The following is a 13,364-nucleotide window of genomic DNA, read 5'->3' as shown; positions in this document are numbered from 1 at the left end:
AGAAAGCGGAGAGGGTCCGGAAAGCTGAATTAAGTTATATTAAACCCGGGAAGGAAGGGTTGGTTATTGGCACGCAAGGTCTTTGTCACCAGCCGGCCCTGGCAGGAGGCCCTGGAGGAATTTCTGGGAACTTTAAGAACCAATAATTACCTAGCCGGGCTGCCGGCTGAAGAAATAGACGTTACCAAGGCCCTGGGCCGGGTGACGGCAGCACCGGTCTATGCCGCTATCTCCTCACCCCACTACCCGGCGGCGGCCATGGACGGGATAGCCGTGCGGGCGGAAAAGACCTTTGGTGCCAGCGAGGGGGAACCCCTGGAACTGGCCCTGGACCGCGAGGCAGTGGTTGTCGACACGGGCGATCCCTTACCCGAGGGCTTTGATGCCGTTATTATGATTGAAGAGGTAGCCTTTAAAGATAAGGCAACGGCTGTTATCCGGCGCCCGGCCGTGCCAGGGCAGAATATCCGGCCGGTGGGTGAGGACATCACGGCCGGCGAGCTGCTGGTGCCGGTCAACCATATCCTCACCCCCTACGACCTGGGAGGGATGCTCGCGGCTGGGGTCACGCGGGTGGCCGTCCGGCCGCGGCCGCGGGTAGCCATCCTGCCCACGGGGACTGAGCTGGTGCCGCCCAACCCCAATCCGGCCCCCGGCGAGATCCTGGAATCCAACGGTACCATGCTGGCCGGCCTGGTCACCCGGTGGGGGGGCGAGCCCCAGGTTTACCCCATTACCCCTGATGATTACCAGCTCTTAAAGGAACGCCTGTTGCAGGCCTTGGCGGGAAGCGACCTGGTCCTCATCAATGCCGGTTCCTCGGCCGGGCGGGAGGACTATACCGCCCGCCTGGTGGCTGAGCTGGGACAGGTTTTAACCCATGGGGTCGCCACCCGGCCCGGCAAGCCGGTAATCCTGGGCATAGTCGAGGGTAAGCCGGTGATTGGCGTACCCGGCTACCCGGTCTCTGCCGCCCTGTGCGCGGAACTCTTTGCCAGACCCGTTATCTATTACCGCCAGGGACTGGAACCGCCCCGGCGGGAACGGGTACAGGCCGTCCTAGCCCGTAAAATTTACTCCCCCCTCGGCCGGGAGGAGTTTGTCCGCGTTCGCCTGGAAAGAGAAGGGGACAGGCTGGTGGCCATCCCGACCTCCCGCGGTGCCGGCACCATCATGGCCCTGGCCCGGGCCGACGGTATTGTGGTAGTACCCCGCCTGGCCGAGGGCTTTGCCGCCGGCCAGGAAGTGACGGTATATCTTCTGCGCCCGCGGGAAGCCCTTCTGGAAGGAACTCCACACCGGAGCCAGGACCATCAAGGGTAGCTATAATTAAAATAAAAAAGCGGCATAACGAAGAAGCCGTTGCCGGAGAAAAGAGGGAGACCGGTGGAAGATACCTTTCGCCGCCAGATAAACTACCTGCGTATTGCCATAACCGACCGCTGCAACCTGCGCTGCCGCTACTGCATGCCGGCAACCGGGGTACCCTTAAAGAGTCACCAGGACATCTTGCGCCTGGAGGAGATCGTCACCCTGGCGCGGGTGGCCGGTAGGACAGGGATAAACCGCATCCGCCTTACCGGGGGCGAGCCCCTGGTGCGCAAAAACGTGGTAACCCTGGTGCGGGAGCTGGCTAAACTTCCGGCCATCAAAGAGGTTTCCCTGACCACCAATGGCATCTTTTTGAGTGGACTGGCCAGGGCCCTTAAAGAAGCGGGCTTGAGCCGGGTGAATATCAGCCTGGACACCCTGAAGAAAGACCGCTACCGCTATATCACCCGCCGCGGCAATATCAGCAGCGTATGGCAGGGCATCCATGCCGCCCTGGCCGTGGGCCTTACACCGGTAAAGCTCAATGTTGTCGTTACCCGCGGCTTTAACGACGACGAGATCCTGGATTTTGCCCGGCTGGCGCAGGAAGAGCTCCTGCACATCCGTTTTATTGAACTAATGCCCATTGGTGCCGCTGCTGCTTCCGGTAGCGATTACGTACCCGTGGATGAGATTAAAAACCAGATCAGCCAGGTCTATCCCCTGGAACCTTTAGCAGACCTGGTAACCAACGGCCCGGCCGTTAACTTTAAGGTGGCCGACGGCAAAGGTAGTATCGGCTTTATCAGCGCCATGTCTAGCCACTTTTGTCAACGCTGCAACCGCCTGCGCCTGACGTCCGACGGGAAACTCAGGCCCTGCCTTTACTGGGACGAGGAAATAGACATCAAAGGGCCTTTACGCGCCGGGGCCACCGAGGCGGAACTGGCGGCCATTTTTGCCCGTGCCGTCAGCCTGAAACCGGCCAAACATCATATGGAAACCGGCTGGCGCCAGCCGCGGGTCATGTCCCAGATCGGCGGCTGAAGTTTAAGAAGTGAGAGGTGGGAGATGGGAAGTAGGAGTTGGTTCAGGTTAAGCTCCGGTGGGGTTAATGTCCGTGGGGGGAACCAGGTCGTTCCTTCAAAAAAGTTAGTATCTGTAAAGGCATAAAGTAAACGAGCAGTGTATTATGGAGGCATGGGTATGAGTAATCCCCTGACCCACCTTGATGCCAAAGGTGCTGCACGAATGGTAGATGTGGGCGCCAAGGCCGTTACCGAACGGGTGGCCGTAGCCCGGGGACGGGTACTGATGAGCAGAAACACCCTGGACCTCATCCTGGAGGGGCAGATGCCCAAGGGTGACGTCCTGGCCGTAGCCCGGGTGGCCGGGATTATGGCCGCCAAGCAAACGGGGTCGTTAATCCCCCTCTGCCACCCCTTAACAATTAGCGCGGTAAGCCTCGATTTCCGTCCTGACCGGGAAACGGGAGCCCTGGAAATCGAAGCCCGGGTGAAGACCACCGGGCAGACCGGTGTGGAAATGGAAGCCCTGACGGCGGTAAGCGTGGCCGCCCTGACCATTTACGACATGTGCAAAGCTGTGGAGCGGGGCATGGTTATCGATAACATCAGGTTAGTCGAAAAATCGGGTGGCCGCAGCGGCCACTTCTTGCGGGAAGGTGAGGAGCCATGGGACGCATCGTAGCCGTCTGCACCTCGGCCGCCAAGGGTGAGCGTAAAAAGAATATCGGCCGGGGGATGCTTATTGCCAACCACGGCCTGGAGGGTGATGCCCATGCCGGCCCCTGGCACCGCCAGGTAAGCCTGCTGGCCATGGAAAGTATTACCAAAATGAAGGCGAAAGGATTGAAAGTTGGTCCCGGCGACTTCGCCGAAAACCTGACGACGGAGGGTATTGACCTGGTATCCCTGCCGGTCGGTACGAAATTAAGAATCGGCGACCGGGTCCTGGCCGAGGTGACCCAGATCGGTAAGCAGTGCCACAGCCGCTGCGCCATTTACCGGCAGGCCGGCGACTGCGTCATGCCCCGCGAGGGCATCTTTGTGGCCATCCTGGAGAGCGGGCCGGTCCAGGTGGGCGACCGGATCGAAGTGATTAATCCGGGAGCGGAGTGAGACCCAGACACTTTGGAATAATACCTTCCAGGAGAGTATTGCCTGGACGGTGGGGGGATAATGCTAGTGAAAGACACGGGGATTGCTAACGAAGCACCGGTCCCGGCCTTCCGGATAGCTATTCTTACGGCCAGCGACAAGGGTTCCCGGGGGGAGCGGGAAGATAAGAGCGCGGCCGTCATCCGGGAAATGGTGGCGGGTTTCGGCGAAGTGGTGGCCTATGAGGTTGTTCCCGACGAGCGCCGGCTCCTGGCCGCCAAATTGCGCGAGTTTTGCGATGTGGTGGGGGCCGATCTCGTTCTCACCACCGGGGGCACTGGCTTCAGCCCTCGGGATGTTACCCCCGAAGCCACCCGGGATGTGATAGAAAAGGAAGTACCGGGGTTGCCGGAGGCCATGCGGTCGGCAAGCCTGAAGTTAACCTCCCAGGCCATGCTCTCCCGGGCTATAGCCGGCATCCGGGGGAAAACCCTGATTGTCAACCTGCCCGGCAGTCCCAAAGGGGTGCGGGAAAACCTGGCGGCCATACTACCGGCCCTGCCCCACGGCCTGGCCATCTTAAAGGGCGAGGCCGGCGAGTGCGGCCAGGCGTAAGAGATATCCCCGGTATTAGTTTTTAAGCCTCGGCTAGTTGTGACGGGGCTTTTTCTTTTGGGCATCATGCAGGGTAGCGATTGACAAATTATCAAATAATAAATTGAGGAAGAGCTTATCTAATACCTGGACGGCTTTAACGAAGCGCTTACGATTTTTTAAACAGAATTTTTTCATGCAGGAAAATCGAAATCCATGGCGAATATATTAGAGATTTTTGCGTAAAGGGTGACCCTGTTGATTCAGAACCTGGAAGCGGAAATCCTGGCTTCGCACCAGATGGGGCGGGAGGTTTTTCTCTTAAAACTGCAGGCCCCGGCAATTGCTGCAGCAGCGCAACCGGGGCAATTTGTCCATATTCGTTGTTCAGAGACCCTGGATCCCCTGTTGAGGCGTCCTTTAAGCATCCATGACGTCGGCGACAGGGGGGAATTAGTTTTGCTATACCAGATAAAGGGTCGCGGGACGGCCTGGCTGGCCAGTCAGGGGGCAGGAAATAAAATTAATATTTTAGGCCCTATTGGCCGCGGTTTTACTTTACCGGCCAATAAAAGGGTTGCTTTAGTAGCAGGGGGGCTAGGTATTGTTCCCTTGCTTTTTCTTGCCCGGCGTGCGCTGGAGGCGGGGAATGAAATTGACTTTTTTTATGGCGCCCAGGACAGGGAACGATTATACCAGTTAGAAACTTTAAAGGCTATGAAGATTAACCTGTTCGTGGCTACGGATGATGGTAGTGCAGGTTTTCAAGGGCCGGTTACCAAACTATGGGAGCATTATCTCAAGGAAAGGTCTTATGACAGGAGTTATGCCTGTGGCCCAAGAGCCGAATTGGCGGAATTCGCCCGCCTGGTGACTAGATTTTCTATTGCGGCAGAAGTTTCTTTAGAAGAAAGAATGGCTTGCGGTCTGGGGGCTTGTCGCGGTTGTGTGACAGCCCTTCTTGATGCCCGGGGCAAAATATATTACGAAAACGTATGCACGGGTGGACCTGTTTTCGATGCAGCCAACGTGTATTGGGGAGACCAGGTAAAATGGAACAAACTGTGAAGGTGCCTAGAGTCAACCTGGCAGTTCAGCTGGCCGGTTTAACTTTACAGAATCCAGTAATGCCGGCCTCCGGTACCTTTGGTTTTGGCGAGGAATATGCCCCTTTTATCGACTTAAATAGCCTGGGAGCGATTGTTGTTAAGACAATAACCCTGCAACCGCTTATTGGTAATCCTCCACCTCGTTTAATGGAGACCTATTGCGGGCTACTCAATTCCGTAGGCCTGCAAAACCCGGGATTGGAGGTTTTTATCCGCGATAAACTTCCCTATCTACGCCGGTTTTCCCCGCCCCTGATTGTCAATATTGCCGGCAGGACAATTGATGAGTATGCGGAGCTGGCGGAACGTTTAAGTGCTGCAGATGGTGTTGCCGCTCTGGAAGTCAATATCTCCTGTCCCAATGTTAAGGAGGGCGGGATTGTATTTGGTACCGTACCAGATATGGCTGCCAGGGTGACGGCGGTAGTTAAAAGGCATACCCATTTACCGGTAATAATTAAATTAACACCAAATGTGACTGATATAACGGAAATAGCCAGGGCCGTTGAGGATGCCGGCGCCGATGCCCTTTCCCTGATTAATACCGTCCGGGGTATGGCCATTGATATTAAAACCCGCCGTCCCGCCCTGGCTAATGTTGTGGGTGGCTTAAGCGGCCCGGCCATCAAACCCATAGCCCTGTATGCCGTCTGGCAGGTGGCTCAAGTTGTAAAAATACCTTTAATTGGCATGGGGGGAATCATGACCGCCCATGACGCCGTTGAGTTTCTGCTGGCGGGTGCTACTGCTGTTGCTGTGGGGACGGCCGGTTTAGTTAACCCTGGGGCTTTATGTGAAATTATTGCCGGCTTAGAACATTATCTTCTCGAGGAGGGGGTGGAAGATATCAAGGAATTGATCGGAGCAAGCCAAATGTAAATCTAGGATTATAAGGGGTGAGCAGTTTATGTTAAGTCGCGAAGAAATCATGGCCATCTTTCGCCGTACAGGGGTTTTATGGGAAGGGCATTTTGTGCTGACTTCCGGACTGCATAGTGCCCACTATCTCCAGTGTGCCCGGGTGCAGCAGTATCCTGAGGAAAATACCCTCCTTTGCCGTGGGCTGGCTGAAAAGTTTAAAGGCCAGGGGATTACTACTGTCATTGGACCGGCAATTGGAGCAATCATTATGTCTTATGAAATTTCCCGCCACCTGGGGACAAGGGCACTATTTGCCGAACGCGAAAACGGGGTCATGACCCTGCGGCGGAGCTTTACCCTGGAACCGGGCGAACGGGTTCTGGTGGTTGAAGACGTGATTACCACGGGTGGTTCTGCCCTGGAAGTAATCGAGGTAGTAAAACAGCACGGGGCTATCCCGGTAGGTGTCGGCGCTCTGGTTGATCGCAGCGGTGGCCGGGTGGACCTGGGACTGCCTATTCAATCCCTCATTACCTTTGATATCGAAACCTACACGCCGGAGAACTGTCCCCTGTGCCGGCAGGGGCTGCCCATCGTCAAACCCGGCAGCAGGCAAATAACGGTTATGCCTTAAGGATACAGAAAGGCAAGTTTATTTGGGGGTTTAAAGCCCGGGTGATTTTCTGACAAATCACCGGGTTTTTATCTTTTTAACGGAGCAGCAGGATTTTATCAAACGTTGTAGAATAATGAAAAGGGATCCAGGATCCCGACTAGGGCCTTAAGGATGTGAATGATTTGTCTGAAATTCAGGTTCAACTAGAAAGCCAGAAACGGCCTTTAAGATATACTGTCTACCATTATTTGAAAGAATGTATTTTAGACGGTTGTTATCAAAAAGGAGATAGGTTAACTGAGGCTGAAATAGCAAAAGAATTGAAAATCAGCAGGACACCGGTGCGAGAAGCGCTGCGCAAGCTGGAGCAAGAAGGACTGGTTTCTTATGAGCTCGGGAAGGGAATTGTAGTTATCTATTTAGGCGCCAAAGATATGCTTGAAATTTATTCAATAATGGTAGCCCTTGAGGGCATGGCCGCACGCCTGGCGGCTGAAAACATTTCTTCTAATGAGCTTGAAAAAATGGAAATGATGTTGGATGAAATGCAGGCCGCTATTGATAATAATAACCTGGCCAAATATCAAAAGGCACACAGGGAGTTTAATGAAACTCTCTTTGCCAGTACCAAGAATAAACACCTTCTTGGTCTTTTGAAACGGTACCAGGATTATATAGTGCGGACAGAGAGTATTACCTGGCATAAAAAAAGGGACAGGCTAATGCAAGAACATAGTGCTATCTTAAATGCTATCAAGGATCGTGATAAAGAGAAGGCCGAAACTCTAATGCGAAAACATGTAGAGCATAGCAGACAGGTTTATTTAGCGGGAATCAATGACGATGAAGCCTAGCGTTTATTGATCAAAGACAAGATTTTTTGATTTGAGGTAGATTTACCAATGTATGTTAAGGGCAAAATCATAGAGCAAAGAAAAGTGGCACCTGAATATAATATTCTTATTATTGAACAGGCTGAAATTGCCCGAAAAGCAAGGCCGGGCCAATTTATAATGTTACAGGCGTGGGAACGCCGGGATATAGTGGTGCCCCGGCCCTTTAGTTTATACCGTATTGTCCCGGAAAAGGGGCAACTGCATATTCTCTACAAAATAAGAGGAAAAGCAACTCTAGAAATATCCCGGCGATTACCGGGTGAAGAGGTAAATCTTATCGGTCCCCTCGGTAACGGTGCTGTCTTACCGGAGTCTGGAAATATAGCCCTTCTGGGGCGAGGTATAGGAGCAGCCCCTTTAATGGCAATAGCAGAAACTGCTTCTAACAGGGGGCTGGAAGTATATACTTTTCTTTCGGCCGGAAATAGAGAACTGCTTCTGGGTCTGGGAGAATTTAACTGCTATTCAAGCAAGGTTATTTTATCGACAGATGACGGGGAAGAAAATGAGGGACGCCTTTTAACTGTTCTTCTGGAAGAACTGATTGCCAGAGAAGGGTTGAAAATAAAAACTGTTTTTACGTGTGGTTCAAAGCGCCTGGCGAAGGGGCTTTTGCCAATGGAATCAAGGTATAATTTTACTGCCTATGTTCTCCTGGAAGAGGTTATGGCCTGTGGCATTGGCTCCTGTAAAGGTTGTGTTTGCAAAGTCAAAGATGCCAGTACACCTGAAGGCTATACCTATAAAAGAGTGTGCAAGGATGGCCCGGTTTTCCTTGTCAACGAGGTGATATGGTGAAGCAGCTAGATCTTTCCAGTGAACTGGTGCCGGGTTTAAAACTAAAAAACCCTGTCATGCCGGCTTCGGGCACCTACGACTACGGCGGTGATGCCAATGCCTTTGATCCTTCATTGCTGGGGGCTATAGTAACAAAAAGCGTATCCGCTGTTCCCCGGAGTGGCAATGCGCCGCCCCGGATACATGAAACACCCTGCGGTTTATTAAACGCCGTGGGCATACCCTCTGAAGGGGTAAAAGCATTCCGGCGCAATACTTTACCCGCGTTAAAGCAATACAATACGGTACTGATTGTCAGCGTGGCCGGGGAAACACCGGCAGATTTTGCCCGGGTTATCAGTAGCCTGGAAGAAGAAAACGGGATCGGTGCTTATGAGTTGAATTTTTCCTGCCCCAATCTGGGCGATGGTATGCCTTTTGGCACTGACCCCGAGCTGCTTTACCTGGCAGTAAAACAGATCCGGAAGGCAACGTCGCGTCCATTAATCGTTAAACTGTCTCCCAATGTTGCTGACATTAAGTTAATGGGCCGGCAGGCTCAAGATGCAGGTGCCGACATCCTTACTGTTGCTAATACGCTCACCGGTATGGCCATTGATGTCCTGCGGCGGCGGCCTGTACTGGGAAACATTTTTGGTGGGCTGTCCGGGCCGGCGATAAAACCTGTAGCCCTGAGAATGGTGTGGGAAGTAGCGGGAGCAGTAAGTATCCCGGTTATAGGCGTTGGCGGGATTGCTAATGCGACGGATGCCTTGGAATTTATCCTGGCGGGAGCCAAAGCTGTTCAGGTAGGGACCGCGAATTTTACCAATCCTATGGTTATGCTTGAGATCATCGAAGGCATAAGGAGTTATATGAAAGAGAATGGGTTTATCAGCTTGGCTGACATTGTCGGTCTGGCCAGAAAATAAAGCGGAGCTTACGAAAGGAGGTGGATATGAATTTAAATTGGGGAAGATGGGAGCAAGGCGGAGCTGAGGAGAAGAAGGTAGCAGATTGAAGGAAGAAACCTTTAGCACCATCAAGAAACAGGTATACAAAAACTGGAGGGGATCAATAGTGAAACACCAGCGGCTGATTTATTTAATAGCGCTTATATTAGGCATAACATTGTTGCTGGCAGGGTGCGGAGGCAGCGGCGGTACGACCAGCCAGGACAATAAGGGTAAGGGAGAAAAAGTTCTAAAGATAGGGGCATCCTTATCTTTTACCGGGCAGCTTTCCCGTGAAGGCAACCTGACGAAAAAAGGTTACGACCTCTGGGTTAAGACAGTTAATAACGCCGGCGGCATAAATGTAAACGGTGAGAAATATAAAGTGGAAATTGTTTATAAAGACGACCAATCGGAAGCCCAGCGCAGTGCCAAGTTGACCGAGCAGCTGATAACGGAAGAGGGAGTGAACTTCTTACTCGGTCCCTATTCTAGCGGTATTTCTGCAGCAACGGCGGCGATAGCAGAGAAATATAATAAGCTGACCATTGTGCCCCTGGCCAATGCTCCTTCCCTCTATGAACACGGATATAAGAACCTCTTTGGTGTTTTACCTCTAGCGACAACCTATTTGAATGGCGTCCTGGACCTGGCGAAAACGTTAGATCCCAACCTGAAGAAGGTTGCCATTATTTCACCGGATGCCCTTTTCTCCTTATCTGTGGCCGAAGGAGCCAAAAAATATGCTGAGGCCAATGGTTTTCAAGTAGTTTATTATGACAAATACCCAGCTGATACGAAAGACCTATCTTCGATGATAACCAATATCAAGGGTGCAGGTGCCCAGATTTTTTTGGGGACAGGCTACCTGGCCGATGGTGTGCTGGCTGTACGGAATGCCAAGGATTTAGGTTATAAACCGGCGATAATGGCCTTCACCATCGCTACCTCCATTCCTGATTTCCGCAAGTCCCTAGGTGCTGATGCCGAAGGCGTTATGGGTGGCGAATGGTGGACCCCGAATATGAAGTGGAAGGGCGATATTTTCGGGTCGGCAGAAGACTATGCCAAGCTGTTCAAGGCCGAATATGGTGAGGAACCTGCTTATTACAGCGCCGCCGCTTCGGTGAGCGGTATCATCCTGCAAAAAGCCATTGAAAAGGCTGGTAGCCTGGATGCAGATGCGGTACGCAATGCTATGCGTAGCCTGGATATTCAAACCTTCTGGGGTCCGATTCGTTTTGACGAGCGCGGGGTTAATGTAGGTACTTCCAGTGCCGCGGTAAGCCAGATTCAAAATGGTCAGGTTGTAGTCGTCTGGCCCAAGGAATTACAGCAAAATAAGCCCCTTTACCCTAAACCATAAAGAAAGGGATGTTAGGATCAAAACATGAGGCGGCCTAACTGAGCCGCCTCATGTTTAAAATCATTCAGCAGGTTTAAGGGGGATTATATAAAGTGGACTGGCAAGTGATTATCAACGGAATACTTCTGGGAGGTTTATATGGCCTAGCCGCAGTCGGCTTCTCTTTGATCTGGGGAGTAATGAATATAGTTGATTTAACGCAGGGGGCCTATTTGACGCTGGGTGCCTACATTACCTTCTGGCTTTTTAAATTGTGGGGTATAGATCCTTTCCTTACCTTACCTGTATCGGCACTTATCTTATTCGGATTGGCATTTTTAATTGAAAGCCAGATTATTAAGCGGGTATTACGCTATGGCTTTGTAATGCTGCTGGTGGTTACTTATGGACTTAACCTTTTATTGCAGAACGCCATGCTGGTGGCCTGGTCGGCAGACTATCGTTCCGTGACGCCGGCATATAGCGGGGCGGGCTTCAGCATTGGTAGTGTCAATGTTCCTTATATACGCCTGGCTTTATTTATAGCCGCCTTATTGCTTGTTGGCCTCCTAACCTTTTTCCTAAATAAAACACGGCTGGGCAACGCCATAAGGGCAACGGCCTTGAACAGGCTGGCCGCAAACCTCGTGGGTGTACGCACTGAATTTATCTATGCCTTAACTTACAGCCTGGCTGCGGCACTGGTGGGGATGGCCGGTTCATTGATTTCCATGGTATATACCGTTTCACCATCCCTTGGAGGAACCTTCATGACCAAAATTTTTGTAGTTACGGTCTTGGGGGGATTTGGAAGTTTATCCGGTGCTGTACTGGGCGGACTAATTTTGGGAATTACGGAAGCTCTTACTGCTTCCTATATTGCTCCCGGCCTGATGAATGCCGTTAGTTTTATCCTGCTGGTAGTTATATTGATTTTCAGGCCCCAGGGCCTTATGGGCAAGCAATTCTACGGCGCTTAATTCGGAATGTTAAAAGGGGAGAAATCTGATGAACAACAGTGCTGTGGCCAGGCAACGTTTTCCGGTATCTGTAGTTTTCCTGCTAATGACTGTTATAGTCCTCGTTGTATTGCCCTTTTTTATCCGTGGCTATTGGATAAGAGTGATGACCACGCTTTTTATGTCCGGTGCAATGGCCGAAGCCCTTAATCTCATTGTCGGTTATGCCGGTTATGCAGCTTTTGGTAATGGCGTATTTTTTGGTATCGGCGCCTACACGACAGCTGTTTTGATGACCCGCCTGGGATGGTCTTTTTTTCCGGCCATGCTGGCCAGTTGCCTTTTAGCGGCAACTATAGCTTTCCTGCTGGGGTGGCCTGTTTTAAGACTGCGGGGTCATTACTTTGCCATTGCTACAATCGGTATTAATATGGCAGTAATGGAAATTGTGACCTATATAGGGATTACAGGAGGCGGTAAAGGAATAAGCCTGCCCCTATATCCCGGTGATATCGTTAAACAAGGCTTATTCTTTTATTACACCATGTTTATTTTATTGATAGTGAGCGTTGCCATTACTTACTGGATTGCCAACAGCCGCTTGGGGTACGGGTTGAGGGCAATAAAAACCGAACCCGAAGCAGCTGAAGTTATGGGGGTTAATACAACCCTTTATAAAGTTATGGCCTGGAGCATTAGCGCGGCAATTACCGGGATAGCCGGTTCACTGAATGCCTACTGGTTAACTTTCTTAGAACCCCTCTTTGTCTTTGATATTATGATTTCGGTGGAAACCTTTGTAATGGTACTTTTAGGTGGAGCGGGGACCATTTTTGGTCCCGTGATAGGAGCTTTCTTCTTAAAACTACTTTCAGAATTAGTCTGGAGCCAGTTTACCCTTATTCACATGGGTGTTTTGGGATTGATAATAGTAATAATAACTCTATTTTTACCTTCAGGGATTATGGGACTATGGCGACAAATGACGCTGCGCCGGAATAAAGCTTTAAATATGGTCCGGACCTCCCCGGGTAGCCGGTAGGGGATAAATGGAGGAGATGGATTTTATGGCACTTCTAGAAGTAAAAAATGTAAGTCGGTCTTTTGGTGGCGTACAGGCAGTAAGTGACGTTTCCTTTGAGGTTAATGAGGGAGAGATAGTAGGTCTTATCGGACCCAATGGTGCCGGTAAAACAACAGTAATGAATTTGATTTCAGGCCTCATTAAAAATGACACAGGAGAAATTCGTTTTCAAGGAGAGCGTATAACAGGTCTCAAACCCCATACCATTGCCCGCAAGGGGATTGCCCGGACTTTCCAGATCGTTAAACCGTTTCAGGGAATGACAGTACGCGAGAATGTAATGATGGGCGCATTATTTCGTTCAGACATCAAGGGTTTAAAAGGTTCGGCGATAAAGCCTATTGTTGATGAAGCCCTCCGCTTGTTAGAGCTTGACAGCAGGGCGGATTCGCCTGTAGAAGAGTTAAACCTGGCCCAGAGGAAACACCTTGAACTTGCCCGGGCCATGGCCATGGGGCCGAAGTTATTATTATTAGATGAGGTTATGGCCGGCTTAAACCTGAGAGAGATTGAACGGTTGATGGAACTGGTCAAAAAGTTAAATGCCCGTGGAGTTACCATCCTGGTAATTGAACACGTAATGAAGGCAGTAATGGGGCTCTCCAACCGGGTCCTGGTCATGCATCATGGCAGTTTAATCGCCCAGGGGCCGCCTGAAGTGATAAGCCAGGATCCTAAAGTTATCGAAGCTTATCTTGGCAAACGACGGCATAAAGGGTTGCTCAAGGAGGCAAGGTGA

General features: G+C 51.4%; 15 protein-coding genes. All 15 read left to right on the top strand.

Going from position 1 to position 13,364, the window contains the following annotated elements:
• The first annotated feature begins 66 nt into the window (after positions 1 to 66).
• The 15 genes from MOST_RS06655 (at position 67) to MOST_RS06585 (ending at position 13,364) form a co-directional block, all read left to right on the top strand.
• The gene (locus tag MOST_RS06655) at positions 67 to 1,323 is read left to right on the top strand and encodes a molybdopterin-binding protein (RefSeq protein ID WP_054938097.1); all 1,257 of its coding nucleotides are present in this window, start codon (positions 67 to 69) and stop codon (positions 1,321 to 1,323) included.
• Positions 1,324 to 1,386: 63 nt separating this feature from the next.
• A complete protein-coding gene (gene moaA, locus MOST_RS06650) occupies positions 1,387 to 2,358 on the top strand; it encodes a GTP 3',8-cyclase MoaA (RefSeq protein WP_054938096.1) in 972 nt (323 codons plus the stop codon).
• 159 nt (positions 2,359 to 2,517) lie between these two features.
• Positions 2,518 to 3,021 (top strand): cyclic pyranopterin monophosphate synthase MoaC, encoded by a 504-nt coding sequence (gene moaC, locus MOST_RS06645; protein WP_054938095.1) that lies wholly within the window; start codon positions 2,518 to 2,520, stop codon positions 3,019 to 3,021.
• On the top strand, positions 3,006 to 3,452 hold the full coding sequence (locus tag MOST_RS06640; protein WP_054938094.1) for an MOSC domain-containing protein: 447 nt from the start codon (positions 3,006 to 3,008) through the stop codon (positions 3,450 to 3,452). Before moaC ends, MOST_RS06640 begins: the two co-directional genes overlap by 16 nt.
• Positions 3,453 to 3,512: 60 nt before the next feature.
• Positions 3,513 to 4,046: a MogA/MoaB family molybdenum cofactor biosynthesis protein gene (locus MOST_RS06635; protein WP_054938093.1), complete on the top strand. Its 534-nt coding sequence runs from the start codon at positions 3,513 to 3,515 to the stop codon at positions 4,044 to 4,046.
• A gap of 237 nt (positions 4,047 to 4,283) precedes the next feature.
• A complete protein-coding gene (locus tag MOST_RS06630) occupies positions 4,284 to 5,093 on the top strand; it encodes a dihydroorotate dehydrogenase electron transfer subunit (protein WP_054938092.1) in 810 nt (269 codons plus the stop codon).
• Positions 5,078 to 6,013, top strand: a complete 936-nt coding sequence (locus MOST_RS06625; RefSeq protein ID WP_054938091.1) for a dihydroorotate dehydrogenase — start codon at positions 5,078 to 5,080, stop codon at positions 6,011 to 6,013. The genes MOST_RS06630 and MOST_RS06625 overlap by 16 nt, the downstream gene beginning before the upstream one ends.
• 28 nt (positions 6,014 to 6,041) lie before the next feature.
• Positions 6,042 to 6,629, top strand: a complete 588-nt coding sequence (pyrE, locus tag MOST_RS06620; protein WP_054938090.1) for an orotate phosphoribosyltransferase — start codon at positions 6,042 to 6,044, stop codon at positions 6,627 to 6,629.
• A 164-nt stretch (positions 6,630 to 6,793) separates the two neighbouring features.
• Positions 6,794 to 7,465: a GntR family transcriptional regulator gene (locus tag MOST_RS06615; protein ID WP_161952812.1), complete on the top strand. Its 672-nt coding sequence runs from the start codon at positions 6,794 to 6,796 to the stop codon at positions 7,463 to 7,465.
• Positions 7,466 to 7,513: 48 nt separating this feature from the next.
• The gene (locus MOST_RS06610) at positions 7,514 to 8,305 is read left to right on the top strand and encodes a dihydroorotate dehydrogenase electron transfer subunit (protein ID WP_054938089.1); all 792 of its coding nucleotides are present in this window, start codon (positions 7,514 to 7,516) and stop codon (positions 8,303 to 8,305) included.
• Positions 8,299 to 9,216, top strand: a complete 918-nt coding sequence (locus MOST_RS06605; RefSeq protein WP_181950170.1) for a dihydroorotate dehydrogenase — start codon at positions 8,299 to 8,301, stop codon at positions 9,214 to 9,216. The genes MOST_RS06610 and MOST_RS06605 overlap by 7 nt, the downstream gene beginning before the upstream one ends.
• A gap of 148 nt (positions 9,217 to 9,364) precedes the next feature.
• A complete protein-coding gene (locus MOST_RS06600; protein WP_161952811.1) occupies positions 9,365 to 10,603 on the top strand; it encodes an amino acid ABC transporter substrate-binding protein in 1,239 nt (412 codons plus the stop codon).
• A gap of 92 nt (positions 10,604 to 10,695) precedes the next feature.
• Positions 10,696 to 11,562: a branched-chain amino acid ABC transporter permease gene (locus MOST_RS06595; protein WP_054938086.1), complete on the top strand. Its 867-nt coding sequence runs from the start codon at positions 10,696 to 10,698 to the stop codon at positions 11,560 to 11,562.
• A gap of 28 nt (positions 11,563 to 11,590) precedes the next feature.
• Positions 11,591 to 12,583 (top strand): branched-chain amino acid ABC transporter permease, encoded by a 993-nt coding sequence (locus tag MOST_RS06590; protein ID WP_054938085.1) that lies wholly within the window; start codon positions 11,591 to 11,593, stop codon positions 12,581 to 12,583.
• A 25-nt stretch (positions 12,584 to 12,608) separates the two neighbouring features.
• Positions 12,609 to 13,364, top strand: a complete 756-nt coding sequence (locus MOST_RS06585; RefSeq protein WP_054938209.1) for an ABC transporter ATP-binding protein — start codon at positions 12,609 to 12,611, stop codon at positions 13,362 to 13,364.

This window comes from Neomoorella stamsii (assembly GCF_002995805.1).
In the GTDB taxonomy this organism is placed as follows: domain Bacteria; phylum Bacillota; class DSM-521; order Neomoorellales; family Neomoorellaceae; genus Neomoorella; species Neomoorella stamsii.
This window is presented reverse-complemented; position numbering and strand designations above follow the sequence as displayed.

What these genes read in the sequence shown, in the direction of transcription:
- MOST_RS06635 (WP_054938093.1), top strand. Translation starts at nt 3,513, where the DNA reads ATGCTAGTGAAAGACACGGGGATTGCTAACGAAGCACCGGTCCCGGCC.
- pyrE (WP_054938090.1), top strand. Translation starts at nt 6,042, where the DNA reads ATGTTAAGTCGCGAAGAAATCATGGCCATCTTTCGCCGTACAGGGGTT.
- MOST_RS06590 (WP_054938085.1), top strand. Translation starts at nt 11,591, where the DNA reads ATGAACAACAGTGCTGTGGCCAGGCAACGTTTTCCGGTATCTGTAGTT.
- MOST_RS06585 (WP_054938209.1), top strand. Translation starts at nt 12,609, where the DNA reads ATGGCACTTCTAGAAGTAAAAAATGTAAGTCGGTCTTTTGGTGGCGTA.
- MOST_RS06610 (WP_054938089.1), top strand. Translation starts at nt 7,514, where the DNA reads ATGTATGTTAAGGGCAAAATCATAGAGCAAAGAAAAGTGGCACCTGAA.
- moaC (WP_054938095.1), top strand. Translation starts at nt 2,518, where the DNA reads ATGAGTAATCCCCTGACCCACCTTGATGCCAAAGGTGCTGCACGAATG.
- MOST_RS06640 (WP_054938094.1), top strand. Translation starts at nt 3,006, where the DNA reads ATGGGACGCATCGTAGCCGTCTGCACCTCGGCCGCCAAGGGTGAGCGT.
- MOST_RS06605 (WP_181950170.1), top strand. Translation starts at nt 8,299, where the DNA reads ATGGTGAAGCAGCTAGATCTTTCCAGTGAACTGGTGCCGGGTTTAAAA.
- MOST_RS06625 (WP_054938091.1), top strand. Translation starts at nt 5,078, where the DNA reads ATGGAACAAACTGTGAAGGTGCCTAGAGTCAACCTGGCAGTTCAGCTG.